This window comes from Corynebacterium sp. SA-MJD20WY100, assembly GCF_039822565.1.
Classification (GTDB): Bacteria; Actinomycetota; Actinomycetes; order Mycobacteriales; family Mycobacteriaceae; genus Corynebacterium; species Corynebacterium phoceense_A.
Genome location: NZ_JBCJKS010000003.1, coordinates 61,454 through 78,345, shown reverse-complemented (window position 1 = coordinate 78,345; position 16,892 = coordinate 61,454). Strand labels below are relative to the sequence as shown.

The 16,892-nt window shown below is 65.7% G+C and carries 15 protein-coding genes; 11 read left to right on the top strand and 4 right to left on the bottom strand.

The annotated features are described in order from the left end of the window. Nucleotides 1–71 precede the first annotated feature (71 nt). Nucleotides 72–2,117 (bottom strand): maltotransferase domain-containing protein, encoded by a 2,046-nt coding sequence (locus tag ABJ196_RS02550; RefSeq protein ID WP_347305091.1) that lies wholly within the window; start codon nucleotides 2,115–2,117, stop codon nucleotides 72–74. 67 nt (nucleotides 2,118–2,184) lie between these two features. Between ABJ196_RS02550 and ABJ196_RS02545 the strand changes: the two genes are divergently transcribed. Genes ABJ196_RS02545 through ABJ196_RS02505 form a run of 9 tightly spaced genes read left to right on the top strand, consistent with a single transcriptional unit; the run spans nucleotide 2,185 to nucleotide 12,804 of the window. After that, nucleotides 2,185–3,012 carry an ABC transporter ATP-binding protein gene (locus ABJ196_RS02545; RefSeq protein ID WP_347305090.1) on the top strand — a complete coding sequence of 276 codons (828 nt, stop codon included), beginning with the start codon at nucleotides 2,185–2,187 and terminating at the stop codon, nucleotides 3,010–3,012. 22 nt (nucleotides 3,013–3,034) lie between these two features. Continuing rightward, nucleotides 3,035–3,895, top strand: a complete 861-nt coding sequence (locus ABJ196_RS02540) for an NUDIX hydrolase (RefSeq protein ID WP_347305089.1) — start codon at nucleotides 3,035–3,037, stop codon at nucleotides 3,893–3,895. Continuing rightward, nucleotides 3,892–5,046 (top strand): SAM-dependent methyltransferase, encoded by a 1,155-nt coding sequence (locus ABJ196_RS02535; protein WP_347305088.1) that lies wholly within the window; start codon nucleotides 3,892–3,894, stop codon nucleotides 5,044–5,046. The genes ABJ196_RS02540 and ABJ196_RS02535 overlap by 4 nt, the downstream gene beginning before the upstream one ends. Nucleotides 5,047–5,088: 42 nt before the next feature. Further along, nucleotides 5,089–5,877 carry an electron transfer flavoprotein subunit beta/FixA family protein gene (locus ABJ196_RS02530; protein WP_347305087.1) on the top strand — a complete coding sequence of 263 codons (789 nt, stop codon included), beginning with the start codon at nucleotides 5,089–5,091 and terminating at the stop codon, nucleotides 5,875–5,877. A gap of 12 nt (nucleotides 5,878–5,889) precedes the next feature. Next, nucleotides 5,890–6,834, top strand: a complete 945-nt coding sequence (locus tag ABJ196_RS02525; protein ID WP_347305086.1) for an electron transfer flavoprotein subunit alpha/FixB family protein — start codon at nucleotides 5,890–5,892, stop codon at nucleotides 6,832–6,834. Continuing rightward, nucleotides 6,834–7,952: a cysteine desulfurase family protein gene (locus tag ABJ196_RS02520; protein ID WP_347305085.1), complete on the top strand. Its 1,119-nt coding sequence runs from the start codon at nucleotides 6,834–6,836 to the stop codon at nucleotides 7,950–7,952. The genes ABJ196_RS02525 and ABJ196_RS02520 overlap by 1 nt, the downstream gene beginning before the upstream one ends. Before the next feature lie 60 nt (nucleotides 7,953–8,012). Beyond that, nucleotides 8,013–9,284 carry an alpha/beta hydrolase-fold protein gene (locus ABJ196_RS02515; protein WP_347305084.1) on the top strand — a complete coding sequence of 424 codons (1,272 nt, stop codon included), beginning with the start codon at nucleotides 8,013–8,015 and terminating at the stop codon, nucleotides 9,282–9,284. After that, nucleotides 9,271–11,616, top strand: coding sequence for a DUF2156 domain-containing protein (locus ABJ196_RS02510; protein WP_347305083.1), 2,346 nt, complete (start codon nucleotides 9,271–9,273; stop codon nucleotides 11,614–11,616). The genes ABJ196_RS02515 and ABJ196_RS02510 overlap by 14 nt, the downstream gene beginning before the upstream one ends. 48 nt (nucleotides 11,617–11,664) lie before the next feature. Further along, the gene (locus ABJ196_RS02505; protein WP_347305082.1) at nucleotides 11,665–12,804 is read left to right on the top strand and encodes a glycoside hydrolase family 25 protein; all 1,140 of its coding nucleotides are present in this window, start codon (nucleotides 11,665–11,667) and stop codon (nucleotides 12,802–12,804) included. Nucleotides 12,805–12,894: 90 nt separating this feature from the next. Here the strand turns inward: ABJ196_RS02505 and ABJ196_RS02500 are convergent, their stop codons facing one another. Continuing rightward, nucleotides 12,895–13,758 (bottom strand): hypothetical protein, encoded by an 864-nt coding sequence (locus ABJ196_RS02500; protein ID WP_347305081.1) that lies wholly within the window; start codon nucleotides 13,756–13,758, stop codon nucleotides 12,895–12,897. A 43-nt stretch (nucleotides 13,759–13,801) separates the two neighbouring features. Next, nucleotides 13,802–14,635, bottom strand: a complete 834-nt coding sequence (locus ABJ196_RS02495; protein WP_347305080.1) for a fused MFS/spermidine synthase — start codon at nucleotides 14,633–14,635, stop codon at nucleotides 13,802–13,804. A 94-nt stretch (nucleotides 14,636–14,729) separates the two neighbouring features. On the opposite strand from ABJ196_RS02495, the gene ABJ196_RS02490 reads away from it, so the two are divergent. After that, on the top strand, nucleotides 14,730–15,392 hold the full coding sequence (locus tag ABJ196_RS02490) for a VIT family protein (RefSeq protein WP_347305079.1): 663 nt from the start codon (nucleotides 14,730–14,732) through the stop codon (nucleotides 15,390–15,392). A 27-nt stretch (nucleotides 15,393–15,419) separates the two neighbouring features. After that, on the top strand, nucleotides 15,420–16,505 hold the full coding sequence (gene mnmA, locus ABJ196_RS02485; RefSeq protein WP_347305078.1) for a tRNA 2-thiouridine(34) synthase MnmA: 1,086 nt from the start codon (nucleotides 15,420–15,422) through the stop codon (nucleotides 16,503–16,505). On the opposite strand, the gene ABJ196_RS02480 is transcribed toward mnmA, so the two are convergent. After that, complete coding sequence (locus tag ABJ196_RS02480; RefSeq protein ID WP_347305077.1) at nucleotides 16,502–16,864, bottom strand: PH domain-containing protein; 363 nt, start codon at nucleotides 16,862–16,864, stop codon at nucleotides 16,502–16,504. The genes mnmA and ABJ196_RS02480 overlap by 4 nt on opposite strands. Nucleotides 16,865–16,892 lie beyond the last annotated feature (28 nt).

Genomic DNA, 16,892 nt, shown 5'->3' with positions numbered 1-16,892 from the left:
CGGCACCGAGCGGTTGATACTGTGTCCGCGGACCCTGCTCACTCGAACGGGCGTGCAGGGCCTGGCTGGCACTAGGCGCGGTAGGTGTCCTGCGGACGCCAGGCCAGCTGCGCGCGGCGCTCCTGGGCGACGGTGGGCAGCACGAGGACGTGGGCGACGTCGCCCTGCGGGGCGAGGCGTACGAAGTTGTGCGGCCCCCACGTGAATGTATTGCCGGAGATTTCGTCGTGGACCTCAAAGGTCGCGCCCTCGTCCTGGCCGATGGCCGCGTAATTAATGTGGACGGTGGCTTCCTGGGTATTGCGCGGGTCGAGGTTGACCACGGTGAGCACGACGTTGCCCGTGGTGGCGTCCGCCTTGGAGTAGGCCATGACGTTGTCATTGTCCACCTCGTGGAAGGTGAGCGCGCGCAGCTGCTGCAAGGCCGGGTTAGCGCGGCGGATACGGTTGAGCATCCCGATGTAGGGCTCGAGCGAGTCGCCGGAGTTGAGCGCCGCCTGGAAGTCGCGCGGGCGCAGCTCGTACTTCTCGGAGTCGAGGTATTCCTCACTGCCGGGCGTGACGGCCTCGTGCTCGTAGAGCTCGAAGCCGGAGTACACGCCCCACAGCGGGGAGAGCGTCGCGGCGAGCGTGGCGCGGATGGCGAACATGGCGCGTCCGCCGGTCTGCAAGGACTCGTGCAGGATGTCTGGGGTGTTGACAAACATATTGGGGCGGCAGATATCGGCCTGCTCCAGGTGGTGCTGGACAAACTCCGTGAGGTCGTACTTGGAGGTCTGCCACGTGAAGTAGGAGTAGGACTGCGTAAAGCCCGCCTTGGCCAGGCCCAGCAGGCGCGGGGCGCGCGTGAAGGCCTCGGCGAGGAAGATGATGTCCGGGTGCGTGGCATGCACCTTGGCGATGAGCCACGCCCAGAAGTTGGCGGGCTTGGTATGCGGGTTGTCCACGCGGAAGGTCTTTACGCCGGCGTTCACCCAGATCATGACCATGTCGTAGATGGTCTCGTAGATGCCGTCTGGGTCGTTGTCGAAGTTGAGCGGGTAGATGTCCTGGTACTTCTTGGGCGGGTTCTCCGCATACGCGATGGTGCCGTCGTCGAGCACGGTGAAGAACTCGGGGTTGGACTGCGCCCATGGGTGGTCCGGTGCGCACTGGAGGGCCAGGTCGATGGCGACCTCGAGGCCGAGCGACTCGGCGTAGGAGAGGAGATCCTTGAAGTCCTCCATCGTGCCCAGCTCCGGGTGCGTGGTCGTGTGGTCCTGGATGGCCCACGGGGAACCCACGTCGCCCGGCTGCGCCGTCACCGCATTGTTGCGGCCTTTGCGGTGCACCTCGCCGATGGGATGAATGGGCGGGAAGTAGACGGTGTCAAAACCCATCTCCGCCACGCGGGGCAGCGCGCGCTTCGTGGTCTCAAAGGTGCCGTGGACGGGGTTGCCCTCTGCGTCCCAACCGCCGGTGGAGCGGGGGAAGAGCTCGTACCAGGAGCTGTAGCGGGCCTTGGCACGCTCGACGTCGACTTCGTAAATCTCGCCTTCGGTGAGGAGCTCGCGCAGCGGGTGGAGCTTGAGGATTTCGGTGACTTCGGGGGAGAAGGCGGGGGCGACGCGCTCGGTGACGGGGGCATCGTAAGCAAGTGCCTTGGCCGCAGCGAAGAGCGGGCCCGCCTGGTCCGTGGGGGTCTGGAGTGCGGCGCGGGTAAAGAGGTCGGCGCCGTGGGAGAGATCGTTGGCGAGCTCCTGTGCGGATTGGCCGGCGTCCATCTTCTTCGTCACGGCGTTGCGCCACGTGGCCATGACATCGCTCCATGCGTCGACGCGGAAGAACCAGCGGCCCGGGGTGGCGGGGGTAAAAACGGCATGGACGCGGTCCGGGTTGACGGGGTCGAAGTCCATGGTCTTCGAGGAGACCGTGGAGGCCTCCGCATTCCACACAGACAAGGTGGCGGCGATGGCGTCGTGGCCTTCGCGCCAGACCAAAGCCGTGACGGGGATGACCTCCCCAACGGTGCCCTTGGAGGGCAGCTTTCCGCCGGAGATGACGGGGCGGACATCGTCAATGCCCAGGCGGCCGAAAGCATGGCCGTACATGCGTGGGGAGGAGGTGGGAGAAGTCATGCCTTTCAGCCTAACCTAGCTGTGTCACTTTCACCGGGGAAGTGGAACGTAAGGCACTATAGAGGGCATGACTGCGCAAGAGATCGCCGAACCTGAATACGTGGCTGACCCCGACCTTCTGATCGACTTCCACGGCGTGGAGCTGCGCCGCGGTGGACGCACCCTCGTAGGCCCCATCGATTGGCAAGTAGAGCTCGACGAACGCTGGGTCATCATCGGCCCCAATGGGGCGGGTAAGACCTCCCTTATCCGCATGGCCGCGGCGGAGGAATTCCCGTCCAAGGGCACGGCGTTCATTATGGGCGAGCGCATCGGTAAGACGGACATGCGCGACTTGCGCGCGCTCATCGGCATATCCTCGGCCGCTGTGCAGCACCGCATCCCGGACAATGAGCGGGTCGACGATCTGGTCATCTCCGCCGGCTACGCCGTGCTCGGCCGCTGGCGTGAGGAATACCAGGATATGGACTTCGGCCGCGCCGAGGAAATCCTCGCCCAAGTGGGGGCGACCCACCTGGCCAAGCGCACGTGGGGCACCCTGTCCGAGGGGGAGAAGAAGCGCGTCATCTTAGCCCGCGCCCTCATGGTCAACCCGGAGCTGCTCATCCTCGACGAGCCCTCCGCGGGCATGGACCTGGGCGGCCGCGAGGACCTCGTGGGTTACTTGGGGGAGTTGGCGCTCGATCCGGACGCCCCGGCGATCGTGATGATTACCCACCACGTCGAGGAGATCCCGTACGGCTTTACCCACGCGATGATCCTCGACGAGGGCAAGGTCGTAGACATGGGCCTTATCAATAGCGTGCTGACTTCCGAGAACCTTTCCACGGCGTTCCATCAGCCCATTCAGGTTGACCGCATTGGAGAGCGCTATTTCGCACGCCGCGTGCGCTAGGTTGCGGTAATCTGGCTTCACTATGCCAACCTATCGGGACCCTAACCGGACTTATTTCCGTGATGGCGTCGGTGAGCACGACGCCATCGACCACGCGGACCAGACCGGTTTTAACGGCGGCAAGCTGGCCGCCACCGTCCTTATCGTTCGCGATGGCGAGGACGGGCTCGAGGTCTGGGTACAAGAACGCGTGTCCACCATGCGCAATTATCCGGGGCACGTCGTCTTCCCCGGCGGCGGCGTCGACCCCCGCGACTTTCCGCCGCGCACGTGGGATTCCGGCGAGCTGTGGTCCGGCGCGTCCACCATTTCCATGGCCCGCAAGATGGGCGTGACCCGCTACAAGACGCACGCCCTCGTCTTCGCCGCTGCCCGCGAGCTCTTTGAGGAGGCCGGCACGCTGCTGGTGCGCGGCCTGTCCGGCGAGGTTCTCGAGGACGCGCGCCGCTACCACGACGAGCGCCTTGAGCTCGAAAACCACACCATCTCCTTTACAGAGTTCCTCTCGCGCCGCCGCTTCAAGCTCGACGCAGACATGCTGCGCCCCTGGGCGCGCTGGGCGGGCGTCGATAAGGGCCAGTGGTTCGACACGTTCTTCTTTATCGCGACGCTGCCTCCGGGCCAGGAGCCGGACGCCACGACCTTTGAAGCCGCTGACGCCAATTGGTTCCCGCCCCAGCTCATCCTCGATGGATGGCGCGCCGGGCTCGTGCGCCTTGCCCTGCCCACGTGGCGCCAGCTTGCCCGCCTCGCGGAGCACGATAGCGTCTCCGGCGTGATCAAGGCCGCGGCCCACGCCGACCTGCGCCCCGTCATCGGCGACCCAGTCGATGACCCACATTACGGCGACTACTTCGCGACCCGCCCGGTGGACCGCATATGAGTTTCACCCTCGACGAGGTCGCCTTCCTCGCGGCCCACACCTTCGACCACGATCTTGAGCTCACTGCCAAGACCCAGCTCAAGGACGTGGAGTTCCTCCGCGGGCTCTACGGCGAGCACGCCCGCGCCGTCGCCGAGCTCCTCCAAGCCCGCCGCTCTGGCAAGCTCCCTGCGCACTGGCTTGCCGATGCCACCTCGGCCCAACAAGCCACCCCACCGGCCGTCGCGTCCTTCCGCGCCCAACACTTGGCTGCGCTCGGCGTCGAGTTCGTCCACGACGTCACCTGTTCCATCGGCACTGAGGGGGCATTGCTCCGCAACGCACGAATTGACTATGTCGGCTCCGACCTCGACGCCTCGCGCTTGGCCATGGCCCGCCACAACGTGCCCGACGGCTGGTTCGTCCGCGCGGACGCCCTGGTACCCGTGAGCAACTCCGGCGTTATCGTCGCCGATCCCGCCCGTCGCGCGGGTGGGCGCCGCATTACCGACCCCGCCAAGCTCCTGCCTCCGCTGCCAGACCTCGTCGCCGCGTACCCCGGTCGTCCGCTGGCCATCAAGTGCGCGCCAGGCCTCGACTTCTCCGAGTGGGACGGCGGCGTGGACATCGTCTCCGTCGACGGCGGCGTCAAGGAGGCGTGCCTCTACACGCCGGACCTCGCTACCGCCCGCCGCCGCGCGGTCGTCCTCCGCGACGGCCACACGGACATCGTCACGGACGCGCCCGTCGAACCACCCGCGCCCGGCGAGCCCGGCCGCTTCATCCTCGAGCCCGACGGTGCCATCATCCGCGCCGGGCTCGTCCAGCATTACGCCGCCCGCGAGGGCCTCTGGCAGCTCGACGAGCATCTGGCCTACCTCACCGGCGACCGACTGCCCGCGGGCACCTCGGGATTTGAATTCATCGAGCAGGTCCCCCTCAAGAAGCTCAAGGCCGCGCTCGCTTCGCACGACTGTGGCCGCGCGGAAATCCTCGTGCGTGGCGTGAACGTCGACCCAGACCAGCTCCGCAAGAAGCTCAAGCTGCGTGGCTCCGCGGCGCGCACGGTGGTGGTGGCGCGCGTCGACGACGGCCGCGCAGGCTCGGCCGCCGGAAGTTCGCGGCAGGTCGCATTTATCTGCGGCCCCCGAGTATCATCGAGCGAGGTTTAGCTAACTTTCGTAACACACGCATGACGGAAAGGGACACGACACATGCCAACCATCGTGGCGCTGGTCAAACACGTACCGGATACCTGGTCGACGAAGACGCTGGGGGAGGACCACCGGATTAACCGCGACGTGGACAACGTCATCGACGAGATCAACGAATTCTCCGTCGAGCAGGCCCTTCGCCTGCGCGAAAATAATCCGGACGCTGGCTTCCGCGTCGTGGCTCTCACCATGGGCCCGGCCCAGGCCGACGAAGCTCTGCGCAAGGCGCTCGCCATGGGGGCGGACGCCGCTGTGCACGTGGTAGACGATCAGCTTGCTGGCGCTGACGCACTCTCCACCGCGTGGACCTTAAACGCCGCGCTCACCAAGCTCGCCGAGACCGACCCCGTCCACATCGTCGTCGCCGGCTCCCAGGCCTCGGACTCCCAGACCGGTCTGCTCGCGGGCCTGCTTGCCGAGTACCGCCAGCTGCCCGCGCTCACCGGCGTGAAGACCCTGAACTTCACCGGCGACAAGCTCACGGGCACCCGCGAGGACGCCCGCGGCGTGTGGGAAATTGAGACCGCCCTGCCGGCACTTGTTACCGTCACGGATAAGTCGGACAAGCCGCGTTTCCCCAACTTCAAGGGACTTATGGCCGCGAAAAAGGCCGAGGTTACCGAGTGGTCCGTCGCGGACCTGGGCATCGACGCCATTGCGCCGGCCACTCAGGTCACCGACTCCCAGGAACTGCCGCCGCGCACCGCCGGCGAGGTCATCTCCGGCGTCTCCGCCGAAGAGGCCGCCCGCCAGATCGCCGACTTCCTCGCCGCCCGCAACCTCATTTAAGGAGCACCCACCATGTCGCACGTTTACGTTCTTGTCGAGCACGAGGCGGGCCAGCTTTCACCGGTTACCGCCGAGCTTATTACCGCCGCCCGCCCGCTGGGCGTCGTCTCTGCCGTCGTCGTTTCCGCCTCGCCTGCAGGCTTTGAGAAGGAGCTCGCCGAACTCGGCGCCGCCCAGGTCGTCGAGGCCACCACGGCCGACTACGGCCAGCGCCTCATCACCCCCGAGGTCGACGCTCTCCACGCCCTCGGCGCTGCGAACCCCGCGCCTATCGTCATCGCCGCGACGCCCACCGGCAACGAGATTGCCGGCCGCGTCGCCGCACGCCTGGCCTCCGGCGTCCTTGCGGACGTCACGGCCATCAACCCGGATCACTCCGCCACCCACGTCATCTTCGGTGGCACCTTCCAGGCGACCTCCACCGCCGCGGGTGCCTGCCCGGTCTTTACCGTGCGCCCCGGTGCCGTCAAGGCCGAACCGCAGCCGGCCGCGGGCGAGCTCGCCCCCATGCCGCTGCCGGGTGCCACCGAGCGCGACGTCACCGTCACCGGTTTTAAGCCCGCCGAGCACTCCGAGCGCCCTGAGCTCACCGCCGCCAAGGTCGTCGTCTCCGGCGGCCGCGGCGTCGGCGACAAGTTCGCCGAAGTTGTCGAGCCGCTTGCCGATGCCCTCGGGGGCGCCGTCGGCGCCACCCGCGACGCCGTGGACAACGGCGCCTACGACCCCGCGCACCAGATCGGCCAGACCGGCGTCACCGTCTCGCCGGATCTCTATATTGGACTCGGCATCTCCGGCGCCATCCAGCACCTCACCGGCATGCGTACCTCGGGCACCATCGTCGTGGTCAACCAGGACCAGGACGAGCCCTTCTTCGAGATCGCCGACCTCGGCGTCGTGGGTGACCTCCATGAGATCGCCCCGGCGCTGACCGCCGAGCTCAACTCGCGTCGCGGCTAATGTCACACTATTTCGACTACGCGGCGACTCAGCCCATGCGTCAAGCGGCCGTGGACGCCTGGGTCGCCGCGTCGGGCGCTCTCAACGCCGGCGCGACCTACGCTTCGGGCCGCCGCGCGCGCAGCGTGCTTGACGATGCCCGCGAGTCCATCGCCGCCGACCTCGGCTGCGAGCCCATCGAGGTCATCTTCACCTCGTCTGGCACCGAGGCGGACAACATCGGCATCCAGGGCCTTTACCGCGCCCGCGTGGCTGCCGGCGCGCCCGCCCGCGTCGTCTCCACGCCCATCGAGCACCCCGGCGTCCTCGAGACCGTCGCCGCCCTCGCTCAGGAAGGTGCAACCGTTGACCTGCTGCCGGTCAATGCCGACGGTCACCTCGGTGATCTCGCCGCGCTCGACGACCCCGCCGCCGTCGCGACGTGCATGTGGGCCAATAATGAGACCGGCGCCATCCAGCCTGTCAAAGAAGTCATTGACCGGGCGGGCGAGACCCCCGTCCACATCGACGCCGTTCAAGTCATGGGCAAGCTGCCTATCGACTTCCACGCGCTGGGTGCCACAACGTTGGCCGCCAGTGCCCACAAGTTCGGCGGTCCGCGTGGCGCAGGCCTCCTGCTCGCGCGCCGCTCGCCGGCACCGCAGCCCATCGCCTACGGCGGGGGACAAGAGCGCGGCATCCGCCCCGGCACCGTCGACGTGGCAGCCGCTTCTGCGACGGCGGCCGCGCTCCACGAGTCGCTCGCCGAGCTCGAGTCCGAGGCCGCCCGCGTGCGCGTACTGCGCGACGCTCTCCGCGATCGCCTATTGGCCGCCGTGCCCGACGCGATCTGCAACACGCATGAGCCGGCGTTGCCCAGCCACCTGCATCTCACGTTCCCGGGCACGGACTCGGATAGCTTGCTCATGCTGGCCGACGCTGCGGGGATAGAGGCATCGGCAGGCTCCGCATGCCATGCCGGCGTGTACCGCCCCTCGCACGTCCTCGAAGCTATGGGGATCGACCAGGACCACTCCGGTAGTCTGCGCTTTACCCTCGGCCCCGGCACCACGCAGGCGGACGTGGATGCTGCCTGTCAGGAAATTCCCAGCATCGTGGAGCGAGCTCGCAGCGTATAAGTAGGAAACTCGTGGGCTTTCGCCCGTAACGTTCCAGCAGGCGGGAACTACTGTTATCTTGTGCAATCAGTTATCGATTTTGTGCGGGAGATTCCGCTCACGGGAACCGCGGCGGGCGTCATCTACGTGGTGCTACTTGTCCTCGGCGCGGGTGTCGTCCTCTGGGCCGGCTGGAAGCGGTGGCACCGCACGGGCCTTACCCTCGCCGTGGCGCTCGCCGCTGTCTCCGCGGCATGGTTTATTCTCCGCCATTGGGATATTCCCCTCTACCTTTTCGCCGCTGGGCTCGTCTCGGTGCTCGCGCTCGTGGGCGTGGCCGTCCTGCCGCGCCTGCGCGTGCTCCTCGCGCTCGTCGCCGTCGTCTCCGCCGTGTCCACCGCGGGCCTGGCCAACATGGAATACGGCACGTATCCCACGGTCGCCTCGCTCGACCCGCAGCCCGTAGCTCCGGAGATGACGCTCGATCAGGTCAAGGCTGCGTCGGCGACGGACGGCGCCCACGGCGCGCTCGTTACCTTCCCGGTGTCCTCCGCGGTCTCGGGATTCACCTCGCGCGACGCCACGGCGTATCTGCCGCCGGCGTATTTCACGTCGAACGCCACGTTGCCGGTTATCGTCTTGCTCCACGGCAACCCCGGCGGACCGGAGCAGTGGTTCGGCTCCGGTGAGGCAGCGCAGACCGCGGACCGCTTCCAGGCCGCCAACGGGGGAGTAAGCCCGATCGTCATCGCTGTCGATGCCACAGGCTCCGAGAACGCCAACCCCATCTGCGCCAACTCTTCGGTCGCCACAGTGATGACGTACCTCACGACGGACGTGCCGAACACGATTAAGGCAGACTTCCGCGTGGATGCGGATCAGAAGCACTGGACGGTCGCTGGTTTGAGCTACGGCGGCACGTGCACGCTGCAGATCGCCACGACGCACCCGTCCGCATTCGGCTCGGTCATCGATCTGTCCGGCGAGGCGGAGCCGACCATCGGCACGCATGCCGCGACGGTTGAGAAGTTCTTCGGTGGCGACGAGTCCAAGTACCAAGCACAAAACCCCGCTAGCCTGCTTACCGCACACAGCTACAAGGATTCGGGGCTGGCCGCCGTTTTCATCGCGGGCACCGCGGATGAGCATGCGAAGAGCGCGCTCACAGACCTCTCGGCCAAGGCGCGTGCCGCCGGAATTCCGGCGTGGTACGGCACGCTCGAAGGTGGACATTCCTTTGACATGTGGCGCCCTGGCCTACAACGCGCCTTCGCGTGGGCCGCGCGCCGCGGCGGGCTCACTGTAACGACCGACCCCTTCGACGGACTGAAAGATTCCGATGTCACGCTCTAAAACCTTCCTGCGTCGCAACCCAGTGACGCTCCTCCTCATCGTCATCGTGTGGGCTCTGTGGATTCTTGGTGCCTCGGATGGGCTGCTCGACGACCTATCCGTTCACACCGCCGGCGGGGCGTTCATGCTCACGCTGCTTGCGCTTGCCGTCGATGTCCCCGCCGAGCGCGTCTTAGGCTCGCGGCGGTTCCTCGGCGTGGGCCTGGCCAGCCAGGTACTCGTTGTGCCTCTCTCGCTTGTCGTCGCCCGCGGTATCGAGGTCGTCGGCCTCAACCGCTGGGGCGATGATCTCCTGCGCTCGACGCGGCTGACGCTCATCGCCTTTATCATCGGCGCGGCCGGCGTGGCCTCGGCTCGGCTGCCGCGCTTGTGGCGCCGCCGCGTGCGCCTGGTCATCCTCGTGCTGCCCTCCACCATGGCCTTGTATTCGGGCACGCTTCCCGATGTCATCGGCGTGACCGCCGCCGTGTTGTCCATCGCCGTGGGTGCCTGGTGGGCGAAGGAAACCCGCGGCGCGGGGGCATCGGCAAGCGAGAAACGCGTGCTCACCGCACTGGTGGTGGGTATCGTCGCGCTCGGTCCGCTCTTTGTCGCGCTCAATCCTGGCGCCGAGGGCCCGTTTAGCCCCGTCACCCAGCTCATGTGGTCCGACGGTGCTTCCGATGCCCTCACCGCCGGCCTATGCCACTCCCTGCCCGGCTCGCAGGAGTGCCAGGAGGCCCTCAGCTGGTCGCGCGTCTACGGCCTGGGCCCGGCCGTCGCAGACCTCATCCCGCTGCTCATTCAACTCGTGCTCTGTTACGGTCTGTGGAAGGGCCGCCGCGCCGCGTGGTGGGGTTCGCTTCTCGTCCAATTTGCCGCCATGGTCGTGCTCGTCACGCAGCTCTTCGACCTCGATGCCGACGGCGTGGCGCTCTACGGCATCAACCTAGCGGCGGTTCTCGTGCCGTGGCTGGGGTGTGTTTGTGTGCTCGTCTGGAATCGCCGCGTGTTCAGCGTGCGCGAGAATTCCGCCTCGGTCCGCCGCGTACTGCTGCGCCTCCTGCTCGCTTTCGTTGTAGCAAGCGCCGTGTGGCTCGTGGGTGCCTGGGTTCTGAGGACTTCCTTTGACGACGCGTCCTTCGGTGCTATCGCGTTTGAATGGCCGCTGCGCTTCCTCCCGCCTGTCGTTGCGCTGCTCCTGCCGTACGCGCTCGTGCCGGGCACCTCGGCGGCGTGGGCGCTCTACGAGTGGGTGGGCACGGTCTTTTGGCTCTATGCCGCGTGGGCCGGCTGGCGCATGTTTGCCCGACCTGCTGACCCTTCCGGTGATGCCACTCACGCGCGCGCCATTCTCGAGTCCGGCTCTGGCGACCACCTGTCGTTTATGACGCTGTGGGAGGGAAACCGCTACTTCTTTAACGCGGCAGGGGATACCTACGTGGCCTACCGTGCGTCACGCGGCGTCGCGCTCACACTGGGCGAGCCCGTGGGACGTGACCCCGAGGGCTGCGCCGCTGAGTTTGAGTCCTTTGCCCGTGAGAACTCCCTGCGTCCGGCGTGGTACTCCGTGTCCGAGGCCTTCGAGCGCCCCGGGTTCCGCCGCCTCGAAGTCGCCGAGGAAGCAGTGCTGTCCACCGACAACGTGGAATTTAAAGGCAAGAAGTTCCAGAACGTGCGCACTGCCCGCAACAAGGCGGGCAAGGAGGGTGTGAGGACTATGTGGACGACGTGGTCTGAACTTTCCTTGGAACTCCAGGCTGCAGTGGTGGCGCTGTCCGAGGAGTGGGTTGCCGACAAGGCGCTGCCGGAGATGGGCTTTACCTTGGGCTCCCTGCCAGAGCTGCGCGTATCGGGCACGCGGCTGCTGCTCGCCGTCGGTCCTGATGGTTCTTTGCACGGCGTGACCTCGTGGATGCCAGTGCGCTCAGCGGGTGAGGTCGTTGGCTACACCCTCGATGTCATGCGCCGTTCCGAGGACGGCTTCAAGGGTGTTATGGAGTTGCTTATCTCCGAGGCACTGCTGCAAGCCGCCGCCGAGGGGTGCGCGTGGATATCGCTTTCCGGTGCGCCGTTGTCCGGCAGCCCGTCCGAGCCGGGACTGCTCGACGCCCTACTGTCGCGCGTGGGCGAGGAGATGGAGCCGCTCTACGGTTTTCGGACTTTGGCGGCGAGCAAGCGCAAGTTCCAGCCGACGGAGCACGCGTGGTACCTCGCGTACGACGATGAGTTGGCGCTGCCTGCTATCGCCGCCGCGGTCGTCCACGCCTATGTGCCGTCGCTCTCGGCTGCGGATGCGGCGCGTGCCGTGCGCGCGTGGCTCGCCGCCCGATCCGAAAAGTTAGCGCAGTAACGCGTGTTGCGAGTGTGACTCGTGTGATTGATGTGTAGTGTCGCAGACATGATCTCTGCACGCCGTATCGTCGCGGCCCTTACGGCTGCCGCACTTGCTCTGTCCACAGCCACCGTGTCCAGCACCGTCGCTCAGGCCCAAGACTTGGGCGGCCTCGTTGCGCCCAGCGGCATCGATGTCTCTGGACACCAGCACACCACGCTCGCTGGCATTGACTGGAATGCCGTGAAGTCGGACGGCCAGTCCTTCGCGTTCGTCAAGGCCACCGAGGGCGAAGGCTGGGTTAACAGCCACTACGTCGGCGACGCGAACGCCGCGAAAATGGCCGGTCTCAAGGTCGGCGCGTACCACTACGCCCGCCCGGCAGCGGATCCCGCTCGCCAGGCCGCAGAGTTCGCTGCACAGCTCGCCCTCGTCCCGGGCCAGACCCTGCCGCCGGTCCTCGACCTCGAGGTCTCCGAGGGCAAGTCCCCGGCCGAGCTCGTGGCCTGGACGCGCACCTTCACCTCGGAGCTGCAGCGCCTGACCGGCCGCACCCCGATGATCTACACGTACAAGTACTTCTGGCTCCACGAGATGGGCAACACGACGGAGTTCTCCGAGTTCCCGTTGTGGCTCGCCGCGTACCAGGATCAGGCCCCGGAGCCGGTGGGCGGCTGGGACCGCATCGCCTTCTGGCAGCGCTCTGACTCCGGTCGCGTGGGCGGCATCACTGGCCCGGTGGATATGAACATCTTCAATGGCACCCACATGCAGCTCGAGACGTTCTCTGCCGGTAACTACATCGACTTCGGCGGCATCCTCGAGAACCTCGTCATCCCGGGCGTTGACCTGTCCGGCGACGCACGTGCCGTCATTGCTGCCATCCTTGCTTTGTCCGTCGGCGCCGCCGTCGCTCCTGCCCTCACCGAGGCGGCCGGAGGGGACCAGTTCACCGATATGGCTAAGGCTCTCATTGCCAATGACGCGCTGCCGAAGGCTCAGCTCGAAGAGATGCTGAAGAACGGTGCCACCCTCTCCGACCTCGCGCTGCTGCTCGACAACTCGGCGCACCTGTCCAATACCGAGGTCGAAGCCGTCGAGGTCGACCACGCGCAGAAGGCTGCCCGCGAGGTCGGCGTTGCGCTGCCGCAGATGGACTCCGGCTCCGTCGCGGCGGCCGTGAACCGGATGCTCGCCGGGGCTTAGCCTTCAGCACTGAAATTAGCCACAACGTCCGAATAAGGTCTTGATTTTTCACATTTCGACTCCTTATTCGGACGTTGTGGCTATTTCGGTCTAATGAGGGACGTCCCACGGATCGTCGCGCGTACTAAACCACCGGTGCCACTGCCGAACCGGTGTGTGGACTTTCGCCTTCAAGTCGGGATTCAGCGCCGTCGAGATTTGCCGGAGGATATCGTCGCGGTGATATGTCACGCAGCTTCCCGTATAGCGCAGCGGACGCCAGCCGCGCAGCACTGCGTCGTTTGTCTTCCACGCGTCGCGAATGGTCTCGGGTTTGCGGGAGTGGTACTCGAAGCCGTCGATTTCTACGGCAAATCCCAAGTTGGGCAGCACGATGTCCCAGAGATAGGGTCCGATGAAAGCATTGGATTCAGTGTGCAGGCCGAGATCGCGTAATCCGCGAACGATACTTCTTTCTGCGCCCGAGTCGGTCCCGAGTGCCGCGCGATCGAGGAGCGCTCGCGAGCGTTTGGGCAGGCGAGCAATCGACTCCATGTGCTTTTCGAGCCGGATTTTTCCGGGCTGACCTGCATATGCATGCTCAAGGTATTTCAGGCCCAGCTCGTCTTCATCTATGTATGCGACCGCGAGAATGGGGTAGTGAATGCGTGCCTTGCTGTGGATGTCGTTCGCTAGCTGCGTTGTGCGGTGCGCAACGAAGAACTGCGAGTGGGGAAGAGTTTCTGAATACGCGACGTGGAGCGGCAGCGTCAGCGGCTTTCCATGAGCTATCTGTCCTGCGGTGATCCCAGTGAGGACGAGGTCCGGCGTCCGGTCTTGAAGGATGACAGCTAACTCCGCCGCTGTGGGCGTGCGGCTCAGGTACAAGCCTCTGCAGATGGGCACGGCCTTGCCGTTCTTGACAAGCGTGCGCAGCTTCGAGCGGCTGAGCTCTGGAAGGACGAGGTCATCCATGATAATCCCCCTTGAATGTGTGGTCCTCGTCACGGAGCTTAACCTACTCGGCGGGATCGCGCAGTGCGTCCGCTCCTTTAAAGAACTTCCGCGTCCACTCCTCATCCTCGTAACGAGCCGGAACGGCTCCGGCGAGCAGCGGCTTGCTAAGAGCAGCGAACTCCGGCGAGCCTTCACCGGGCAATTCGGTATCGGAGGCGATGAGAATGACGTTTCCGTAGCGGCGGCCCTTGAGCATCGGCGGGTCCGCGATGACGGCCACATGAGAGAAGACCTGCGCCAGGCCGGCCAGCTCCGCCTTCGCCACCCGCAGCGAGGAGTGGTCGCCGCAGTTCGCGACATACAGGCCGCCCGCGCTCAGCGCAGAGTGAGCCGCCTCGAAGAACTCGACCGTGGTGAGAGGGCGCGGGGTTGTGGAACCGGCGAAGACGTCGCGGATGATGACATCGCAGCGCCCAGGCGGGAAGCCGAAGGTCACCGCGCGCGCCTCGCCGGCGCGGATCTTGACGGTGGGGGCAGACGGGATATCGAAAAGCTCACGCACCAACTGTCCGAGCTTGGCATCAAGCTCTACCACGGTGTTGTGCGAGTTAGGCCAGACGGAAGCGAAATAGCGCGCCAGCGAGCACCCCGCGCCGCCAAGGTGGACGAGTCGGCGACCAGGAGCCAGCGACTCGACGGCCGCAGCGATCCAGCGCATGTATTCGAACTCAAGCTCCTCCGGTTCGTCCAGCACGATGTGGGAAGACGGCACGCCGTTGACGTTGAGGATATACGCGCCCTCCCGGAATGGGTCGGCTTCGACGGAAGCCGAGCCCGTGGAAATCTCGTAGGTGCCGACCCGAGGGTCGGAGGAGTGCGCGCGTTGTCTACCCATGCGCTATACCTTACTAAGGGCAGGCTCGTCGGACGCATGTTAGGTTAGGTTTTCAAGCCTAGACCAGCTCTTATAGGTCGTGCATAATGAATGCATGGTCACTGTTAATTCCTTGCGCGCAGCGGTGCTTGGCGCGAACGACGGCATCATCAGCAATGCCGCGCTTCTCCTCGGCGTTATAGGCTCCGGTGCTTCCGATGCCGCCATTCTCACCGCCGGCATCGCCTCCACCGTTGCTGGTGCCGTGTCCATGGCGTTGGGCGAATACGTGTCGGTCTCGGCGCAGCGCGATACCGAGCGCGCGGCGGTAGAGCGCGAGATTGAGGAGTTGGAGCAGACCCCAGACGAGGAGGCCAAGGAGCTCGCCGGCATCCTCTCCGGCTACGGCATTTCGGATAAGACCGCGCACAAGGCGGCGCAGGAGATTGGAGAGGGCGACCCGCTCACCGCGCACCTGCAGATTGAGTACGGCCTCGATGGCGAGAAACTCACTAATCCCTGGGAGGCAGCCGCGGCTTCGGGCGCTTCCTTCCTGGCCGGTGCGGCGCTGCCGTTGGCATCAGTGTTCTTCTCCTCCAACTCTGCCCTCGTCGTCTTCGCGACGACGTTGCTCGCGCTGGTGATTACGGGCTTTACCTCGGCCAAACTCTCTGACACGGATCCCGTGCGCGCGGTACTCCGGCTCGTGCGGGGTGGCGCGCTCGGCCTGGCGGTGACATACGGCATCGGCACAGCGTTCGGCGGGGTCGTGGGATAATTTGCCTTAAGGGATAAACTGACCTCCATGCGAGTTCTAGTAGCAATGTCCGGCGGCGTCGATTCTTCTGTGGCGGCCGCACGCGCCGTGGAGGCCGGCCACGAGGTCGTGGGCGTGCACCTCGCGTTGCACAAGGACGCACAGCAAACCCGTGAGAAGGCCCGCGGCTGCTGCTCGCTTGAGGACTCCGCGGATGCCCGCCGCATCTGCGACAAGCTGGGCATTCCCTTCTACGTGTGGGATTTCTCGGAGGAGTTTAAGGAAGCTGTCATTGGCGATTTCGTGGACTCTTACGCTCGCGGCGAGACCCCTAACCCGTGCCTGCGCTGCAACGAGAAGATCAAGTTCGCAGCCCTCCTGCGCAAGGGCATGGCGCTGGGCTTCGATGCCGTCGCGACCGGCCACTACGCCACCATCGACTCGGACGGCTACATGCGCCGCTCCCTCGACGAAAACAAGGACCAGTCCTATGTCCTGGGTGTCATCACGAAGGACGAGCTCGACCACTGTTTCTTCCCGATTGGGGACACGCCCAAGCCGCAGATTCGCGAGGAGGCTAAGCGCCACGGTTTCTCCACCGCGACGAAACCGGATTCCTACGACATTTGCTTTATCCCGGACGGCAACACGCAGGCGTTCCTGGGGGCGAAGATTGGCCTGCGCCCGGGCATGATCGTCGACAAGGAGGGCCACGAGCTCAAGGAACACGACGGCGCGTGGAACTTCACGATCGGCCAGCGCAAGGGCCTCGACATTAAGGCCCCCGCTGCCGATGGTCGCCCGCGCTACGTCACGGACATCGATGCCGCCACCGGCACCGTCACGGTCGGTTCCCGCGAGGATCTCAAGGTCACGCGCATCACCGCGGACCGTCTTAAGTACCTGCACCCGGCCATGGACGGCGAGTTCGATTGCGACGTCCAGGTCCGCGCCCACGGCTCCGTCGTGCGCTGCCACGCCATCGTCGACCGCGCGAACGACACGATGACGCTCGAGCTCGACGAGCCCCTCGACGGCGTCGCCCGCGGTCAGGCCGCCGTGCTCTACCTGCCCAGCCCGGACGAGCTCGGCGACATCGTTATCGGGTCTGGCACCATCAACGGGACGAACTAAGCTCCCAGCACGCAGCGGCTGATCAGCTGGTCCAAGGCGCGGACATCGACCTGTTTGCCTACGCTGACCTTGATGCGCCCGGCACGGGTCCACAACTCGAGTTCCGCGTCGAGGTCGATCTTGCCTGCATTCTCAGATGACCACATCGTGATGGAGGAGTACGGCAGCGAGTAGATTTCCTTCTTCTTGCCCGTCAGGCCTTGCGCGTCGCGCACGATGAGCCGCTTCGTGGTGAAGACAGCGATGTCACGCAGCGTCGTATACGCGGCGATAGCTTCTTCGCCGGGCACGAGCGGCACGTCCGCTGGAATGTCGGTTTCGTCGTTGAACCACCATGTTGCGATACTGTCGTAAGCCATAGCCACCAACCTAACAAAAGGATGCGCA